Below are 16,344 nucleotides of genomic sequence, written 5' to 3' on the forward strand. Positions count from 1 at the left end.
TATTGAGAGGTTAAGCAGGAATACCCTTTTTATTATTATTCTTAACCCACGTACTAATGGTTGCAATAAAATTCCATACATCACCGTTGGCAGGTTTAACATAACTATTAGCAGTAGGATCTTCACCCATCGCTACGAATATTTCCTTTAACCAAACATGTTTACTTCTTGGAACATCTAAACTTGTTAGCCAAGCCTCCAACTCCCCTCGGGGAACAATAAATGCACCATATTCAGCCAGAGTAGAAATAAAAGCAGCACAAGCATCCTTTTCGTCTGCCTTCAATAGATCTATTCCGCCTTCAGTTTTAAAGTTTTTACCATCATTCTCTTTTATTTTTCTGAAAGCTTCAAGTAATGATGCTTTGTGTATTCGAAGCGATGAATACATTATTGGGGGGATGTGGCAGTTTTCTAAAAGCTTATTGAACTCCCCACCGGTGTAATTAAAGGCATCAAGATCAACAATACCACAAGCTGGTATTCCTAACTTTCTCAAGGGACCGACAATGTCCCAAACAGTTTGTTTATTTTGAGCGTTGAGAAATAAACAACCTTCAATGCCGCGCCTATCTTTAGCCTCGAGTAATCTTTCATTTATTTCCTGGTAAAAGGCTCTATCGGCATCAGCTTCTGTAACTATTACTGCACTATAAAATAAAGCGTTCAATACACCCACCGACCTTAATAACGGATTCCTCATTAATGGTGTCAGTTGTTCACGCTTTAAAACCCTTGCAGTTGCATTTTCATAATCATATGTTAGCCTAACAATGTTTATATTTGCACCACCTTGAATGCATCCCATTATAAAATTTGCACTGTGTGTTGAAACTATTACTTGCTTCTTTAACCCATCTTTATTGTCGTTTACTATTCTTGCAATATCTTTTCCTAATTTCATTGCAAGAGAAGGATGTAAAAATGCTTCGGGTTCATCAATCAACGTTAGAACCGGATCTCCAGCTATTAAAGTAGATAGTGTGCCGATGAAAGCTTTTACTCCATCACTTGCTTCGGTTACCTGATGTGCATTCCTATGAAATTCTATAGACTCCCTAGTTAAACCTTTTTCTAACGCATCATTTTCTGGTGCTGTTGCAGATAAGCGATATCTAAAGTTACCAGTAAGAGTAGGGTCAACAACTAAGTATTTTCCGAAAGCTTCAAAAACAATCTCACGAAGAATTTTTCTTTTTTCATCATTAGAAAACAAATAGCTAATACTGTTCCTAGGAGGCTCTAATAAATCCCCGGCGGGCTGCTGATTTATCAAGTTTAGTCTACTTTGACCATCAAGTTTCAAGCAAAACAATGAAAGATAAACAGCTAAGTCAGAGTTCTGTCTTTTATTAAGGACCCTAAAATATTCGGGTTTATTCTGATCATATAAAGTAATGTTTATGTTTTCGTATTCGACAATTTTTTCTATTAATTTCATGCCTTCATTAATATACTCGCCAGGTCTAACACTACGTAAATATCTATTGCTATTGTATAAATCTTCGGCAACATTTTCGTCAATTGATATATTTTTTACGACTAAAGGCGTATGCATGGGCTCTCTAATCAGTTGAAATATCTCTGATAGAGATTTTGACTTTCCACTATTGTTCGGGCCAACAAAAACGGTAAGCGGTGTCATTTCAATCTTTAATGACTCAGCACCTTGAATTGGTCCCGCTTGAAACTCGATTTCGTTTAACATCACTGTGGGTTCCTATAAAAAATCAAGCATAATACGTTGCGATTAAGTGAAAAATATTCTGCCAGAATTATTCTATGTTCCCAGCAGATATAATTTTGATGTTACAATCTCAGTTTGTTTCACAAAAAATTCAAGTGAGAATTTAAAAAATCAATGCGTACTCAGCTCTGTGTTTATGATGTCAATTAATTTTCATGTGAGTTAATGTCAAGTGTTTTATGCAGCATTTTATGAATTTTAAGTTGGTGAACTCGGTCAGCCTCACCTGTAGTTATTGAGCTTTTATTTCTATAAGACCAAACAAATCCATTGTTAGTTTCAAGCTTTATTCCAACAGCACCGACTTTATACAAACACGAAAGCATTAAGTTTATTATTTCAGACTCAGTAATGTTTGATGTCTCAAGATATTTTCTTGCAATAACACTACAAGGATCGCTTGTGGTTCTTGCGGAAAGAGTTGTAACTACGGTTTCATAAGGCTTATTACTGAAGTCAGCATAGTTAAAAGTTGCAGTTCTACCCCTCAAAACTTCGACTGTATCTTCAAATGAAGGATAAGTTTCCCCCCATTCCTCCTTTAAAGATCGGAGTCTTTTCTCAGAGTAATTAGATTCTGCTTCATAAATAAGCCCCCAAGTTATCTTGTCTCTATCAAAAGCTGCGCGAAATGTTTCATTAATGAATTGCAATATATCTCGTGGTCTTAATAAAGTACGCTCTAATATATATTCCATCGGAGATATTCCTGATGGGCCTTTTCTGGCCTCAGGGAATATGTCAGCGATTGTTACTAGATCATTAGTATAAGTTTTTCTGAAAGTCTCGCGAACTCTTTTTTCTACAAGCTCAATAAGTTCTTTTTTTGTCCATTGAATTTGAAGAACATATGATTCATATTTTTCTTCTTGAAAACCAGCGCCCCTTGTTTTGTCGAAAACTAAATCAATGAGGTCTTTGCGAAGAGCAACAAGGATTTTAACATTGTTTATTTTACGAAATCCTTTAACTTCCTCAATTAAAGCTCTAATGAATTTGCAGCGAGTATCAGTGTCAGCCCAATCTTCGTCAAGTTGGTCTATTAATAAATAGTAGTGCTTTTGCGGATCTCTAAAAGAATAGTCTGCAAGCATTGAAAGCATTTCGTTGAGTTGTTTTATTTGCAAGCCGCTGACAACCTGACTTGCTCTTTTAGTTATTTCTACTTTTTGCTCGTCACTCAGTTTTTGTGCGCCATTCAATGAGACTTCTAACCCCGAGTACTTTGCGCCAAGATTAGCTTTAGTTTCATTCTCAAGTTTTTGTGTTATTTCTTTAAGGTGTTCATCTGTATCAAGCCAAAACTTATCACCCCATTCTCTAAAATAGTTGATGGCTTTTTTCTTAGTGTCATCACGTTTGAACCAATCAAATAACCCTCTAAAAAAACTATCGTTATCTTCCTCATTTTTTATGCTATAACGAAGTTTAACTAATTCAATTATTAATATGTGGCGCCAGAGCATTTTATAGAATAAGTCGAGATTTACGCCCAGATTATCCATGAATTGAATTATATCTGAATGTTCCAGAAATTTTACTGATATATCGTTTGGGTCGATTTTTTTAAAGTTATCTACTGAAGAACTTACTTTGTATAAAAGAGAGCTTTTTCCTGCTCCTGTACGACCTACTATGATTGAACATGGATTATTAACATTTAATAAGTCATCTAAATAGCCTTTATCCAAAAAACAGCTATCAAGAAAGTCATTGTCTGTTTCAGCATCCAAATCGCCAATGCTTAAGTTTCTTTTGATTTTAACAGGATTGAAAGCCATGTGATGATCCAAAGGGAAGAATTTAAAGTCATGTTATATCGTAAGTTATTGCATTTGACTAGTTTTGCCACGCAAAATCCTGATGGGAAGGCAGTAGAAATGATAATGTTTATAAAATTTCATATGCATTTGCCATTAAAAGAGTTTATGGAATACTAGACATATAAGATGAATATCAATATTTTATTGATCCATTTATGATACGAAAGCTTTTTTTATCGGCGCGCAATGCTTTCCCCGCCACGCCTGCCCGCTTCATGCATCGTTTTTAATGCATCTGCATGCCACACCTCATACCGCGCCAGCCGTGGGCAGAAGGGCGATTAGCGATCCAGTTTGGATCATGCAAAATCACGCATGCACATGCGTTCTGCTGCAGCATCAAAAAAGCCACCGAAACGGTGGCTAAGTCGCAGTGCTGAAACTACTGGCGATCATTCTGCCTGGCAGTAGATAGCGTCCTGGTAAAATGAGGTGTCAATCGAACCGGCCATGTCACTGATCATCGACAGTGCCATTTTCAATTCATCTTCCTTGCAGTGTGCGATGAGTGATACGTCGGCTACAAATTGGATTCTGGCAACGGTCTCGCTCAGATTATCGATGTCCATCAGCTAATTAACTCCTTATCAATAAAATACACTGTATGTATAAACAGTATCATGGCGTTAAGGAATCGTAAACAATCGTATGGCTCGGATTTGTCCGACCGATGCATTATTGAACATTACTGCTTTTTCGATGCCGAGCGGCCAATGCCTTAAACCGCTGCAGGGCTGTGGAAGGCTTTCTATGTTCCACGAACAGATAGCCGCTTGTTCCACTCCAGAATATTTGCGCGCCAACTTTGAGCTTGTGCCCCATCATCATGCGCGTAACTTCGCCTTCGGAAAGGGTAAGACGTGAGACATCATAAAAGCTGTCTTTGAGCTGCTTACGTTGATCGCGATATTTATCAGAAACCGGCGCCTGTCGTTTTTTTCGCGGTTTTGCAGGCGTGCTTTCATGCAATCTCTTCAAAATACGTCTTCTCTCGGCACGGGTCGGCGAGCGCGTGAAGTCGATAGGGGAATCATCATCCGGCGGGGCCGTACAGTTATTGACAGAACTCCAAGAGGGCGCAGACGCGCCCTTGACGTCAACGGCCAAATCAACGGCACGCTTCGGCACAATCTTCCATTGCGCCAATCTGGTTAGTATCGGCGTATCTGCGCCAGCGTCTTTTGCATACACGCCTTTGATGCGTATGGTTTCCTCGCCATAGGCATTGAGATCTTCGCTCGGTTGATACCATGTGCGCACTGCCAATTCATCACGACGTACAAATGCACCGCCTTGTGCGTTAACGTAGCCTGCCCAATCGCCAGCATCTGCTGCGTCATGCGCAGCAGCGAACTCGATGCTAAGTCCGTGAGCGGTTTCGCTGTCTGCCATGCGACGTAACTCGCGGTAGACCGTGACCGGCGCGCCGCCGATAAACTGGAACTGGCGAATATGCCAACGCGCTGCCCATGCTGAAACGGCTGAAGCAGTTTCTTTCAGCTCTTTACCGCTCTCGTCGTCTAGCTCGCCGTCGAGCGCGTAGCCATCGATATTTTTTGAGATGTATTTCGCCACGTAGCCGGTGGCGCTGCCTTTATCGGGATCGATGGTTTCGGCATGAAAGCGCGCTCTGCGGGCCTTTTCGGTGGTTAGCTCACTGCCATCTTCGCGCCATGCATAGTCGCTGATAACCTCACGTACGCGATCAACATTTTCAGGCAGCATAAACATCAGCATGTGCCAATGTGGAGTTGCATCGTGATGGGGTTCGGCAACACGAATACCGAATATGCGAATTTCTTCGCGATGCAGCTTGGCGCGAATTTTCTGCCACACGTTGCACAGATAACGCTGCGTGTCTGCCGGGCTGGTACCATTCCACTTGCGGTTACGATGACCGGTCTTGATAGTGGCATGGTAGCGAGAAGGGGCAGTGACCGTGTAAAACTCGCCGACAAAACCCATCTCGTTGCAGATATTTTCAAAGCCGCGAATGCGATTCATCAACTCGCAGCGTTTAATGGCGGGATTCGACACGCTGGAATCAAACTTGTCGATTAAGCTGATCCTCTCGCCGGTTTCCTCATTCTCCAGCTCAAGCCCTTTAAGAAACTCACGCGTGCGGCGTTTTTGCTCGCGCCATTCCGATACCGTCATATTGCTGGCATAGGGCGTATGTTTTTTGCTGACGTTGGCGAGGGCGATTTGCAGATGTTCACGCCATGATGCCGCGATACGACGCAGGCGGCCTTTCCACCATTTCTCGGTTTGCATGCGCATGATCGCGGGGGTGACTTCTTCCGGATCGAATAGGCGTGATGTGACTTTTTCCCACAATGGCGGTGTCTGATTAAACTCGCGAGTGATGGTGGCGGCGGTCATGTAAATGCGGTGCGCGTATTTGTAATCGGATTCGTTGTCAGATTGAGCATGCGCCTGCACCAGTTCAGCTAAGGCAAAGTTGGCAATGTCGCCAGCCAGCAAATCAACATCGGCGCGAGCCATATCCGGCAAGCGGTTAAAACGACGCATTAACTCCCATAGCGCGCCACTTGCTCTGGCTGCACCATTTGCTTTGTCTGAATTATTAGTGAGTAGAGTTTGCGTACCGGCCTTCATTTCGCTGAGGCGATATTTGATGTTCACACATTCAACACGTGGCAATGTGCGCTCAACAAAAGTCTTCGTTAAGTACGCATTGGCACGAATTTCACCCTGTGACTTTTCAAGTTCGGCCATACGCCGTTTGATATCAAACTGAACAATCTGAGGTTGTTTTTCTAGCAGGTGATGAGCTTGAACCAGCTTGGCTATTTGCTCAGCTTTTTGAGCATTCAGATGATTGCGATGGTGAATTTCATCATACGTGGGATAGGGGCTGGCAATGGCTTCCCGTGGAGCATTCCACGGGTAAGCATAATTCTCTGTCATCAGGCTTTGGCCTGCAGATGTTTTCCGCGCTGCTCTTCAATCTCCTGACAAGAAACGCAGCGAGTAACGCCCAGATAGGCGCGACGACGCAATTCCGAAATTGGGGCGTCACAGTCTTCGCAGAAAGAAGCGCTAATCGCAGGGGGGCGATTAACGATGAGCGCGATATTACGTTCGAGCATTTCCTCGGTGCGCTGCTGCACAATATCCATTGAGTCGGCCATTAGTGCGCCTCCGCGATTTGCGTTTGGATCTTTTCGATTTCCTGATGAAGCAATTCGGCGGCTTCAACCGGCGATAATTCGTCGTGGCGAATCTTTGCGGCCAGCATGTTCAGTCGATTAACCATCAGGTCAGCACGATCACGACGCTCTTCTTTACGCGCGTCATTGAGCATCATGTCGAGATCGATGTATGAAGCCGTATGTTTAAGTTGGGATGAATTATTCAGCATGTAGTCTCCTGTTTTTGGGCAAAGTGAATCCCGGCGGGTTTACGCCAGTTAATTGCTTTGGGTTATTTAGTTAGAAAGCGTCATTCGCTTGGGGAATAAACTCACGACGGCTTTTAATTGGTTCATTGCACGTATGACGGCGGTTTTTTCATCGGTGCTTAATTCGCTAAAATCGGCGCTGTGTCGGTCTTTGCCAATATTTGCCAGGAAAAAGATGGCGCTCAATGCGCGCTTGTTGTCCTGATAATTGCTGTCTCTAACATCACGCATTGAGTCGAAGAATCGCGATAAATCCTGTTCACTGTTGCCGCTCTTAAATTGCGAGCGCAACAACGCAACGTGATTGAGTGCCGCGACACGTTGACCGGCGCTCAGTTCGACAAGCATTGAATCGCCTTCGATAGCCATGATTTGCCTCTCTTGGGTGTGGCTTGAGATCGTGGTGCGCTTGAAACCTCTTTAACCGGATGCCAGCGCTTACCGTTGTCACCTAAAATCCAGCCATGCCCGTAGGACATTGACGGGCTTTGTCTTTTGAGCTGTGCAGCGAATGAAATCATGACTGCACCTCAAACCACGCCAAACGACGCGCCAAGACCGCTGATCGCATCGACTGTTGAAGACAAAGCCGGATTAGCCTGTATGCGCGCTTGAACGGCCAGTGCGGCGAGGGTTAAACAACGAATACCGCTGTTAACGTTTTGCAGCAGGCTACGTTTGCAGCTAGCGCTTAATTGCTCAGTCGAGATCGCGCCTGCCGCTAACTGACCAACCTCAGCGGTGGCTTTCATCACATACAGCGGCAGTTTGTCGTTGGCAACTTCGTTGACCGGGACGCATGGCAAGCATTGGATTTGCGCAAGTAAGCCATCAATGAGCGTCGCGTCTTCGGTGGCATCGGTAAGCGTCAGAACTTCATGTACTGTCAGCTGATGTGGCTGATCCGGGTTGAGCTTGTTACGTAGTGTTTGGGCGCGCATTCCAGATTGCTTAGCGACGTCTTCCATGTTGTGTGATAAAGCGAATTTACGGCAGGCATCGTCATAATGCGCATGGGTAGAAACCTTGAAATCAAACATGTGCAAATAGCCCTCAGCTTGCAAAATCAAGTTATGGTTTGATGTAGCGACATTTGATTGCCTGTTGACGATTCTTTTCGCGCCAGGCAGCAACATTGATAAGCGGATTGCCATGTTTGGTCATGGTGGTTTCTACCACTTCGCCTGTCTTACGATTGGTGCGGTTCTGCGTATAGGTGAAAGATGGGGTAGGGGCGAGCAGCACAACTCCGTTAGCAATCCATTTCTCCAGCACAGACAGGCTGATGCGGTTAGCAGATGCGAAGTCTTGCTTAGACATAGTTGGTGAAGTCGCGAGCGTAACAGCCTTGTTCACGGCGTCGTTAACCGCTTCGCTGATGGCAGGCATTAAAATCGCAGCGACATTGGCAATAAAATCTTGAGATTGCACTAAGTCAAATGCGTTCTGGCTGTTTGCATTTTCAGTATGCATAACGCAATATCTCCTCGTAATCGTTTTGTTCTACGGTGTTTCATGTGGTGTGAATGCACTTTAGATCGTAAAAACGATTTGGTAAATGATTATTTATCACTAATCGGTGTTTTTTATGATTGAAGAGAAGGGCGGAAGTGCTCAGATTCTCGAAAGATTGATGTCATCTTACGGCGTCAACACTCAGAAAGACTTAGCAGCAGCACTGGATATTCCAGCAAACAACATCAGTGGCTGGACACAAAGAGACAGCGTTCCGGGCAACGCCATCATAAAGTGCGCGATTGATACTGGTGCTGATTTGCAGTGGTTGGTGTACGGGAAACTTGCAAATGCAAACTATGGAACATCAACTGAACGGCCATCGGGGCAGGTGCTCTATTCTGAGGTTATGGCTAATGGCGGTAGGCCTGTATTGCGCCGTATTCTTGATGCTTATGGCTTCAGCATGCAAAAGCAGCTTTGCGAGCTTTTAGATATTTCATCAGGTACGGTCAGCACTTGGGTGCGTCGGAATTATTTTCCTGGTGATGTAGTTGTAACTTGTGCGCTTGATACGGGTGTTTCGTTAGAGTGGTTGGCTACGGGCAAAAGTAAGCCGTTCCGTAATGACTCAAACATTTTGTCTGAACATTCTCTTATTAGAAAAATTCCTAAAAGAAAGTTGTCTGCCGGAAAACTTACAGATGATGGATTCTATTATTTCGATAAATATTTCCTTTCGAATGAGATAATAGATCCGGTTTTCATCGAGTCAGCTTCTAAATCTTGGTTTGTAGATTTGGGGCGTAAAAATATTAGTAACGGAAGGTGGGTTATTGATATTGACGGTGATTTAGATGTTTACGATATCGCTAGAGTTCCGGGGAATAAAATTAACATTGTTGGCAAATCATCGAATTTTGAATGCAATGTTAGTGAAGTAACTCCTCTTGGGGTAGTTGTACAAACATTAGAAAATAATATTTAGATATAAGGATATAGTAATGAAGAAGGTATTGAAGTGGATACTTTACATTTTTGTTGGGTTGATGGTAATTGGATACTTCGCGGGTAAGAATGAAGACGGCAACACTTCATCAAGTTCTACGCAATCTAGTCAATCAGCATCGGTTGCAGAGGCGACGCCAGTTAAGGCAAGCCCTCCGCAAAAACCTGTATATCAGACTACAGCTCGTAAATTATTTAATGACTACGAAGAAAATGAAGTGGCAGTTGATGAACAGTTGAAAGGTAAAATTGTTGCCATGACCGGTGTTGTACAATCGATCGACAAAGATTTTACAGATTCAATTATTATTAGTTTGAAGACTGATAATGAATTTATGCCCGCGCGGCTTGAAATGAAGGACTCGCAAAAGGCTGCTGCAATAGCTTTGAAAAAAGGCAAGCAGGTTGTGATTGTGTGTGAAAAAATGTCTCGCATCATTGGAGCACCATCAGGTCGCAACTGTACATTCAACTAATTGAAAAGGTGCTAATTATTCTTGAGTTTAATTAGCACCTTTTTTACTTTTTATTTTTGATGCGTAATATAAATGACATGGAGCAGTCATGCCCAATAATAGCGGATTTAAAAGAGCCTTGACTAAGATTATTGAACTTTATAAAAGGCTCGATATTCGACAAAAGCTATATCTTAACTTCATTATAATTATAATGTCCTTTGCAATTGGCTGCATTTTCTTTAGTGCTGAAAAAAGGAAGGTGTATTTTATTCTTGTTGTTATTTATTGGAGTGTGGTTGTAGTATTCGAATCCGTAAGTATATATAAAAAAATATATGCGTACACGGTTGGCAAGGTGTTGTTATTAATTGGATTTACTCTGTGCACAAATGTTTCTTTGTCTATTGCCGGCGTCATAATAAACGATATAACAACAGTGGCTCCCTCAAATTTTCCTCATTCATTGATATTAATATCGATAGCGATCATACCATTAATGACTGCAGCTATAATGCTGGTCATATATACTGCGATATTTATAACGTTACCTATATGGGGTTTCATACTTTTTGTTTATGATAATAATTTGAAGAAGATACTTTTCCCCGGTTATGAACCTCAAGATGGAAGTTTTTTATATAAAACGACTAAATTTATTCAGGTATTGTCACTTGGCATCTATTGCGTCTTTTTTTATTCATTCTTTCATAGCATACTTGACGATTATACTAAATTTTTGTACGCGAAGTCACAGTCATTTATTTACACTTTCGAGATGTATGGAAAATCACCATGTGTTGGTCTACCTCCCGGTAAAGTAGCATTTATAAATGATGAACATGTTTTGATTGCGCAAAACGAAAATGAAAGAATTAATTTCATCACTCGCGAATGTGTGTATAAACACAATTAGTGCTTTTTTGTAAAAGCTACGGCGCATCATTGATAGACGCTGTAGCCACTTCGTCGCCAACATCACCGTTAAACTATTGATAAATAAGTCATTGTATAGTATTCGGTCTTTTTTTGTGCATTTGATTTATAACGATAAAAACAAAATGTCCGAATATCTGATATCCGGTCTAAACCCTCACGTAACCTAGGCCACATGAGGGTTTCCACACTCACTTCTTCGCTAATTTTTTATTTCATCGCCCCACAAGATCCGACAGATGATCAGTGCTTATGGTTTTGACTTTTGTTAACCATTTGCCTGATGCGCTAGGCTTACCTTCAAACAGCCTTCTACACTTAAATCTCAGAGCAACATAAGGAGGGGATATGTCTGACCGACCGATTGAAGCTGATGAGCTTGACGATGATTCTAAGGCTAAACAAGATGAGCACGACAAGGACGACGAGAGCTTAGCCCCTGAGTCAGGAGATAAGCAGCCTGATTGACAATAAAACCCACCTCTCGGTGGGTTTTATCACTTGAAGGTGCCGTCAATCCACGCAGAGTAAGCCGTAACCGGTATCCGTTTTAGTAAACTTATTTAATATCTTGGATAGCTAGCGGGCTCAATGAACGAATATTTCGCTAGATGTATTCGCCTGTTGAGCGGGGAAGCATTTGAATTCATTTTTCCGCACAAAATTTGCATGCAAAACGTAGCCGCTTTTTTGCTTTAAGCAGAAAAATAAAAAATATTTTCGCTTGCTTGTGCTGAGGATACATGCGTTAATGCTTCGTCGGTCTGAATAGCAGACAGTTAGAAGGTTAGTTCCCATTGTATTTCTCATCCCAGTTAGTGCCGCTTCAAGCCCTTTCTCTTGAGTCTTATCCTAAGTTCTGATTCGTATCTGCAACTCGGCCCTTAACGCCAATAGGCTCATTTAAAAGGTAAAAATTATGTCTAATAAAATTCTTGGAACGGTAAAATGGTTCAACTCTGAAAAAGGCTTCGGCTTTATTTCTCCTGAAAATGGCAGCAAGGACGTTTTCGTCCACTTCTCAGCCATCCAGGGTACTGATTATCGCTCACTTGATGAAGGTCAGCGTGTTGAGTTTTCAGTTGAAGATGGTCCAAAAGGCCCGTCAGCAACAAACGTATTAGGTCTGTAATTATTCGCATTTATCATCGTTTAAGATGTCCGCATTGCCAGGGTTCACAATATCGCACCTCAGCGTTCGATATTACTAAAATGAATCCCCATGGTGCTAAATGCATTTTCTGCAAATCATCAATGATTGTGTTGAAAGCTGCATAATAACGGATATTCTCCCCTGACTTTTAGTAGGGGTTATCAGGTGATTGCCTGATACCAGCATCACTAGCACTGCTTAGGCAGTGCTTTTTTTATGTAAAAAATCCCCGTTTATGAACCAATCCCCGCGTCGTCTTTGGCATAATTGCGCACTGTTTAGCCTGACCATTACGGTTAGCAGCGAAAGTTGGATGCTAGCGCATGGTCACACAATTATCGACATTAGTGATATTGGCAGCATGAACAGTGCGGGCAAATAGCTGCAGTCAACAGGTGTGAAAAATGGTATAACGTTGGCGCATCCGTTTTATGGTCGGCTAATAAGGATCTTTCATGGCAAACACACAATATCTTCTCTGGGTAATGATTGGCACATTAACTTTGCTTTGCATCTTTATTGGTGTCGTTGTTGGTCGGGCAAAAACGCCGCGTATCGGCGTAATGACATTCTCAGGTTTATTAGCCTTCTTCCTGCTGGCTATTTTCTTTATCACCCGTTAACGCGGTAGCCGCTATTTGCCACACTTAGCGTGTGGCAATTGACCTCAGTTATGAGGTGGAAGAGTGCAGAGTGGCGCGGTGTTGCGCAATAAGTTGGTCTGCCAGATAACGGTCAGATTCATGCTGCGATATATAATATTCATACGGATCCTTTACACCTAAACTTTCGATATAATCAAGGTGCGCTTGTTTTATTTCCCGATTGATATATTGAACAACTTCCAGACCTAACTCATCGGCGTAAACAGGGGCTTTACTTTTTATCGTACGGATCAAATCCGCGTTATTTTGCATAAAGGCTTCCAGGTCGATCTTATAATAATCTTTCATTGGCTCACTCCTTAAGAAATTACCGTCCCGAAAGTCTAGCAAAGGCCATAAAAATGATGTGGCTGAAGATGCCTGTTAGTGCATCTAACAAAACACAAAGATGATAATGATAGTTGATATCATTTAACTTGTTTGAATGCGTTTGAACACCTAAAGTAGCTGCCGTCCCTCACAGAGCTAACGCCTTTAATGAGCGCCGGAGATAAGCGCCGGAAGGGATTTCAACGGGGCTGCAGGATGCAGCCACGGTTGAAGTTTAGCGAGGTTTTCGTGCTGCCAGTAAAAACATCATGGGACGATCGCGCTCTTCTGCCAGTGCGGGATTCTGTTGTAACTGCTCGTCGCTCGGCCCCCATTCATCAAGGTGAACGATTTCAAATCCTGCGCCAATCAGCGCATTAACCCAGGTCGCCAGTTTGCGGTGCTGTTTTTTTACGCCATCGGCAAACCAGTTGCTAATGCGTTCTCCTTCCTGCTGATAGTGGTTTACCGGCCAGCTGCGCTGCTGCTTGTCATCCAAAATCCATTGCTGTTGCGTTGGCGCGGTATAAATCGGGTGCTCACATGAAAACACCAACATTCCGTCCGGCGCTAATGCATTAAAAAGCGTGGCGAAAAGCGCATCAATGTTGATGAGGTAATGCAGGGCAAGTGAGCTATAGGCGAGATCGAAGGTTTCACTGAGCTGCAGCGTTTCCAGATCGGCGCGCTGATAGCGAATGCCGTCTCCCTGCGTCATCTTCGCGGCTTTTTCCAGCATTTTCTCTGAAACATCCAGCCCCAGCACGTCACGCGCGCCTTGCTGTTGTGCATAGCGGCAAAACCAACCATAGCCGCAGCCTAAATCAAGAATGTGCTTATCAAGCAAATCGGGAAGTAAAGCGCGTAAGGCTGGCCATTCTGGCGCGCCGTCTAATCCGTGAACGGAACGGGGCAGAGTGGCATAACCGGCAAAAAAATCAGGATCGTCGTAAATATTCTGGCTCATAAAAGCTCCTTTATATGATGCGCAAAGGAGTTTAGGCGTTTGGGGACGAATGTAAAGTCAGGTAACTATCCCACCAGTAACAAATGCACCAAACGAGCGAGTGACTCCAGCAGCAGCAGGCTACCGATAAAGATGACAACTAATACACCAATGAATTGTTTACGGCCGCTCATGCTGTTCCCTCCGCTGGCAAACCTCATCGGACTATACTTTATTCTGGGTTCACTAAACTTCCATTCAACCGGGGAAGATTACATGCTTTATCAAACGATACGTGCCCAAATGTGGCGAAAAATTTGGGTGGTAGGCGATTTACACGGTTGCCGCGCCCAACTTGATGCACAGCTTCTGCAGCGCGATTTTGATAAGCAGCAGGATCTCTTACTTTCGGTTGGCGATTTGATCGATCGCGGGCCAGATAGCCCGGGCTGTTTACAGCTGCTGCAGGAGCCGTGGTTTCGCTGCGTGCGGGGTAACCATGAGCAGATGGCGCTCGCGGCCCTGGAAGGAAAAGATCAGACGTTATGGATGATGAACGGCGGTGACTGGTTTTGGCAGTTGAAGGGAGCCAGCTTAATTGCGGCGAGACATGCATTGAAGCGCTGCGCCGAATTACCCCTCATTCTGCATTTGGATTTGGGGCATCGCGTTGTGGTGATTGCGCATGCTGATTATCCTGCCAGTCACTATGTGCTAGGGCAGGATGTTGATTGGCAACAGGTGGTATGGAGCCGTGAACGGCTGGGGCACCATCAGCGCGGACGTTCTGCCAACATTGATGGTGCCAGCGACTTTTATTTCGGCCACACGCCACTGGAACAGCCGCTAAACATCGCAAATCAGCACTATATCGATACCGGCGCGGTATTTGGTAATCACCTTACGCTAGTACAGCTGCAATAACGCTTAGCGGAAAAGACGCCCGTCACGCACCAGCTCACGCGGATAGCTATTTTTAATCCGATTGCCGACCTTTTTCGCCAATCCCAACGGTTGCTGCTGATAGGTGACGATCACTTCATCGCGATTTGGCAACGTATCGGGATGGATATCCTGACCGCGATACCAGGTCTCCGCTTCTGCATCTGTGAGTGCAAATTCCAGTTCACTACCGGGCTGTGATAACGCGACGACAGCTTCATGTTGCCACCGATAACCTTTCGGGAAGGTCTCCGCCAGCTTGAGGCCGATGCGCGAGAAGCGTACTTTACCCAGCCAGCTTTCCAGAGCCGAGGGGAACAGCCACAGCTCTTTGTCACGTTGCCACAACGTGTGGTTCTCATCCCAATGCAAGCCCACTTTTGCTGCAGCCTGTTGCACTTCCGCGCTTAGCTTACGGCTACAGGGCGAGAAAGGCAGTTTGCCAACCTTATAAGTGGGGGCAGGCAACGCGGGAAGGCGGGCGGTTTTACGCAGGCGCGCAACAAAGAAACCTTCGCTATCGAAGATCTGCGGGAAAACGTGCAGGAATCCTTCCGGTGTCGATGCCTGTTCCGCGCCGGCAAACAGACCATTAAGTGGGACGATTTCTACTGCGTCGGGATAACGCTGTTGCAACCAGTGAATGACCTGTTGGTTTTCGATCTGATTCAGCGTGCAGGTGGAGTAGATCAGCGTACCGCCTGGCTGCAACGCGTGGAAAGCGCTATCGATGAGATCGCGCTGGGTATCAGCGATCGCTTCGGTACTGGCCAGCGACCAGTTGCGCAAGGCGTCAGCATCTTTGCGCACCACGCCTTCGCCGGAGCAGGGCGCATCCAGCAGAATGGCATCGAAGCGTTCCGGTAGCGCCGCACCAAATACGCGCCCATCGAAATGGGTAAGCGCCACGTTGCTCACGCCGCAGCGGCTAATGTTGGCGTGCAATACCTTAACGCGACTGGCGGAATATTCATTAGCCAGAATGGCACCCTCATTGCGCATCAGCGCGGCCATCTGCGTGGTTTTGGAGCCTGGCGCCGCAGCCACATCCATCACCTGACGCGCGTCCGGCGCGGCATCAAACAGCGCGGTGACCGGCAGCATCGAACTGGCTTCCTGAATGTAGAAAAGTCCGCTGAGGTGTTCCGCGACACTACCCAGCGGCAGCGATTCATCGTCACGCTCAATCCAGAAGCCTTCGGCACACCATGGAATGGGCGATAAGCGCCAGCCATAATCGGCAGTGCGTGCCAGAAAATCGGCGACGCTAATTTTTAAGGTATTAACACGTAAGCTGCGGCGCAGCGGTTGCTGGCTGATGGCGAGAAAACGTTGCAGTTCGGCTTCGTCAGCAAGGCTTACACGCATAAGCGTGAGAAAATCTTCAGGAAAGCGATCGGACACGAGCATCTACCGGAAAACAAAATGAGCGCGAAGTGTAACACGCTAAAAAGAATCGGGCAGCCAGGCTGCCCGATTTG

Annotated in this window: 19 protein-coding genes; 6 read left to right on the forward strand and 13 right to left on the reverse strand. The window is 44.6% G+C overall.

The window, feature by feature from the left end; translation table 11 throughout:
- Positions 1-10: 10 nt before the first annotated feature.
- The 10 genes from CRO19_RS18235 to CRO19_RS18275 all read right to left on the reverse strand — a co-directional run bounded on the left by CRO19_RS18235 (position 11) and on the right by CRO19_RS18275 (position 8,467).
- Positions 11-1,708, reverse strand: a complete 1,698-nt coding sequence (locus CRO19_RS18235) for an ATP-dependent nuclease (RefSeq protein WP_097097105.1) — start codon at positions 1,706-1,708, stop codon at positions 11-13.
- Between the two features lie 185 nt (positions 1,709-1,893).
- Positions 1,894-3,528, reverse strand: coding sequence for a P-loop ATPase, Sll1717 family (locus CRO19_RS18240; RefSeq protein WP_097097106.1), 1,635 nt, complete (start codon positions 3,526-3,528; stop codon positions 1,894-1,896).
- Between the two features lie 434 nt (positions 3,529-3,962).
- Positions 3,963-4,139, reverse strand: coding sequence for a hypothetical protein (locus tag CRO19_RS26125; RefSeq protein ID WP_176519170.1), 177 nt, complete (start codon positions 4,137-4,139; stop codon positions 3,963-3,965).
- A gap of 106 nt (positions 4,140-4,245) precedes the next feature.
- On the reverse strand, positions 4,246-6,501 hold the full coding sequence (locus CRO19_RS18245; RefSeq protein ID WP_097097107.1) for a replication endonuclease: 2,256 nt from the start codon (positions 6,499-6,501) through the stop codon (positions 4,246-4,248).
- The gene (locus CRO19_RS18250) at positions 6,501-6,725 is read right to left on the reverse strand and encodes a TraR/DksA family transcriptional regulator (RefSeq protein ID WP_097097108.1); all 225 of its coding nucleotides are present in this window, start codon (positions 6,723-6,725) and stop codon (positions 6,501-6,503) included. The genes CRO19_RS18245 and CRO19_RS18250 overlap by 1 nt, the downstream gene beginning before the upstream one ends.
- Positions 6,725-6,955, reverse strand: coding sequence for a DUF2732 family protein (locus CRO19_RS18255; RefSeq protein ID WP_097097109.1), 231 nt, complete (start codon positions 6,953-6,955; stop codon positions 6,725-6,727). The genes CRO19_RS18250 and CRO19_RS18255 overlap by 1 nt, the downstream gene beginning before the upstream one ends.
- 66 nt (positions 6,956-7,021) lie before the next feature.
- Positions 7,022-7,363: a DUF5347 family protein gene (locus CRO19_RS18260; RefSeq protein WP_097097110.1), complete on the reverse strand. Its 342-nt coding sequence runs from the start codon at positions 7,361-7,363 to the stop codon at positions 7,022-7,024.
- The gene (locus tag CRO19_RS18265; protein WP_097097111.1) at positions 7,327-7,515 is read right to left on the reverse strand and encodes a phage filamentation protein Fil family protein; all 189 of its coding nucleotides are present in this window, start codon (positions 7,513-7,515) and stop codon (positions 7,327-7,329) included. The genes CRO19_RS18260 and CRO19_RS18265 overlap by 37 nt, the downstream gene beginning before the upstream one ends.
- Positions 7,516-7,524: 9 nt before the next feature.
- Positions 7,525-8,034 carry a phage regulatory CII family protein gene (locus tag CRO19_RS18270; protein ID WP_097097703.1) on the reverse strand — a complete coding sequence of 170 codons (510 nt, stop codon included), beginning with the start codon at positions 8,032-8,034 and terminating at the stop codon, positions 7,525-7,527.
- Positions 8,035-8,065: 31 nt separating this feature from the next.
- Entirely contained in the window at positions 8,066-8,467 is a 402-nt protein-coding gene (locus CRO19_RS18275) for a hypothetical protein (protein ID WP_097097112.1), read from the reverse strand.
- 115 nt (positions 8,468-8,582) lie between these two features.
- On the opposite strand from CRO19_RS18275, the gene CRO19_RS18280 reads away from it, so the two are divergent.
- From CRO19_RS18280 to CRO19_RS26130, 5 genes are all read left to right on the forward strand, one after another.
- A complete protein-coding gene (locus CRO19_RS18280) occupies positions 8,583-9,437 on the forward strand; it encodes a phage repressor protein CI (protein WP_097097113.1) in 855 nt (284 codons plus the stop codon).
- Positions 9,438-9,453: 16 nt separating this feature from the next.
- Positions 9,454-9,933 (forward strand): OB-fold protein, encoded by a 480-nt coding sequence (locus tag CRO19_RS18285; RefSeq protein ID WP_097097114.1) that lies wholly within the window; start codon positions 9,454-9,456, stop codon positions 9,931-9,933.
- A 1,834-nt stretch (positions 9,934-11,767) separates the two neighbouring features.
- A complete protein-coding gene (gene cspE / locus CRO19_RS18295) occupies positions 11,768-11,980 on the forward strand; it encodes a transcription antiterminator/RNA stability regulator CspE (RefSeq protein ID WP_007889586.1) in 213 nt (70 codons plus the stop codon).
- 2 nt (positions 11,981-11,982) lie between these two features.
- The gene (gene ymcF / locus CRO19_RS18300) at positions 11,983-12,126 is read left to right on the forward strand and encodes a cold shock small protein YmcF (RefSeq protein WP_097097704.1); all 144 of its coding nucleotides are present in this window, start codon (positions 11,983-11,985) and stop codon (positions 12,124-12,126) included.
- 330 nt (positions 12,127-12,456) lie between these two features.
- Entirely contained in the window at positions 12,457-12,624 is a 168-nt protein-coding gene (locus CRO19_RS26130; RefSeq protein ID WP_176519171.1) for a hypothetical protein, read from the forward strand.
- Between the two features lie 48 nt (positions 12,625-12,672).
- Here the strand turns inward: CRO19_RS26130 and CRO19_RS18305 are convergent, their stop codons facing one another.
- Positions 12,673-12,954 carry a DUF6388 family protein gene (locus tag CRO19_RS18305; RefSeq protein WP_097097116.1) on the reverse strand — a complete coding sequence of 94 codons (282 nt, stop codon included), beginning with the start codon at positions 12,952-12,954 and terminating at the stop codon, positions 12,673-12,675.
- A gap of 256 nt (positions 12,955-13,210) precedes the next feature.
- On the reverse strand, positions 13,211-13,942 hold the full coding sequence (locus CRO19_RS18310; protein WP_097097117.1) for a class I SAM-dependent methyltransferase: 732 nt from the start codon (positions 13,940-13,942) through the stop codon (positions 13,211-13,213).
- Between the two features lie 255 nt (positions 13,943-14,197).
- Here CRO19_RS18310 and CRO19_RS18315 point away from each other — a divergent pair, with 255 nt between their 5' ends.
- Complete coding sequence (locus tag CRO19_RS18315; RefSeq protein WP_097097705.1) at positions 14,198-14,845, forward strand: metallophosphoesterase; 648 nt, start codon at positions 14,198-14,200, stop codon at positions 14,843-14,845.
- A gap of 3 nt (positions 14,846-14,848) precedes the next feature.
- Here CRO19_RS18315 and rsmF read toward each other — a convergent pair whose 3' ends face one another.
- On the reverse strand, positions 14,849-16,273 hold the full coding sequence (rsmF, locus tag CRO19_RS18320) for a 16S rRNA (cytosine(1407)-C(5))-methyltransferase RsmF (protein WP_097097118.1): 1,425 nt from the start codon (positions 16,271-16,273) through the stop codon (positions 14,849-14,851).
- Between the last annotated feature and the right edge of the window lie 71 nt (positions 16,274-16,344).

This window comes from Candidatus Pantoea floridensis, assembly GCF_900215435.1.
Taxonomy (GTDB): domain Bacteria; phylum Pseudomonadota; class Gammaproteobacteria; order Enterobacterales; family Enterobacteriaceae; genus Pantoea; species Pantoea floridensis.

Excerpts from the sequence above, each read along its gene's own strand:
- CRO19_RS18235 (WP_097097105.1), bottom strand. The coding sequence starts at position 1,708 with ATGTTAAACGAAATCGAGTTTCAAGCGGGACCAATTCAAGGTGCTGAG.
- CRO19_RS18240 (WP_097097106.1), bottom strand. The coding sequence starts at position 3,528 with ATGGCTTTCAATCCTGTTAAAATCAAAAGAAACTTAAGCATTGGCGAT.
- CRO19_RS26125 (WP_176519170.1), bottom strand. The coding sequence starts at position 4,139 with ATGGACATCGATAATCTGAGCGAGACCGTTGCCAGAATCCAATTTGTA.
- CRO19_RS18245 (WP_097097107.1), bottom strand. The coding sequence starts at position 6,501 with ATGACAGAGAATTATGCTTACCCGTGGAATGCTCCACGGGAAGCCATT.
- CRO19_RS18250 (WP_097097108.1), bottom strand. The coding sequence starts at position 6,725 with ATGGCCGACTCAATGGATATTGTGCAGCAGCGCACCGAGGAAATGCTC.
- CRO19_RS18255 (WP_097097109.1), bottom strand. The coding sequence starts at position 6,955 with ATGCTGAATAATTCATCCCAACTTAAACATACGGCTTCATACATCGAT.
- CRO19_RS18260 (WP_097097110.1), bottom strand. The coding sequence starts at position 7,363 with ATGGCTATCGAAGGCGATTCAATGCTTGTCGAACTGAGCGCCGGTCAA.
- CRO19_RS18265 (WP_097097111.1), bottom strand. The coding sequence starts at position 7,515 with ATGATTTCATTCGCTGCACAGCTCAAAAGACAAAGCCCGTCAATGTCC.
- CRO19_RS18270 (WP_097097703.1), bottom strand. The coding sequence starts at position 8,034 with ATGTTTGATTTCAAGGTTTCTACCCATGCGCATTATGACGATGCCTGC.
- CRO19_RS18275 (WP_097097112.1), bottom strand. The coding sequence starts at position 8,467 with ATGCATACTGAAAATGCAAACAGCCAGAACGCATTTGACTTAGTGCAA.
- CRO19_RS18280 (WP_097097113.1), top strand. The coding sequence starts at position 8,583 with ATGATTGAAGAGAAGGGCGGAAGTGCTCAGATTCTCGAAAGATTGATG.
- CRO19_RS18285 (WP_097097114.1), top strand. The coding sequence starts at position 9,454 with ATGAAGAAGGTATTGAAGTGGATACTTTACATTTTTGTTGGGTTGATG.
- cspE (WP_007889586.1), top strand. The coding sequence starts at position 11,768 with ATGTCTAATAAAATTCTTGGAACGGTAAAATGGTTCAACTCTGAAAAA.
- CRO19_RS26130 (WP_176519171.1), top strand. The coding sequence starts at position 12,457 with ATGGCAAACACACAATATCTTCTCTGGGTAATGATTGGCACATTAACT.
- CRO19_RS18305 (WP_097097116.1), bottom strand. The coding sequence starts at position 12,954 with ATGAAAGATTATTATAAGATCGACCTGGAAGCCTTTATGCAAAATAAC.
- CRO19_RS18310 (WP_097097117.1), bottom strand. The coding sequence starts at position 13,942 with ATGAGCCAGAATATTTACGACGATCCTGATTTTTTTGCCGGTTATGCC.
- CRO19_RS18315 (WP_097097705.1), top strand. The coding sequence starts at position 14,198 with ATGCTTTATCAAACGATACGTGCCCAAATGTGGCGAAAAATTTGGGTG.
- rsmF (WP_097097118.1), bottom strand. The coding sequence starts at position 16,273 with ATGCTCGTGTCCGATCGCTTTCCTGAAGATTTTCTCACGCTTATGCGT.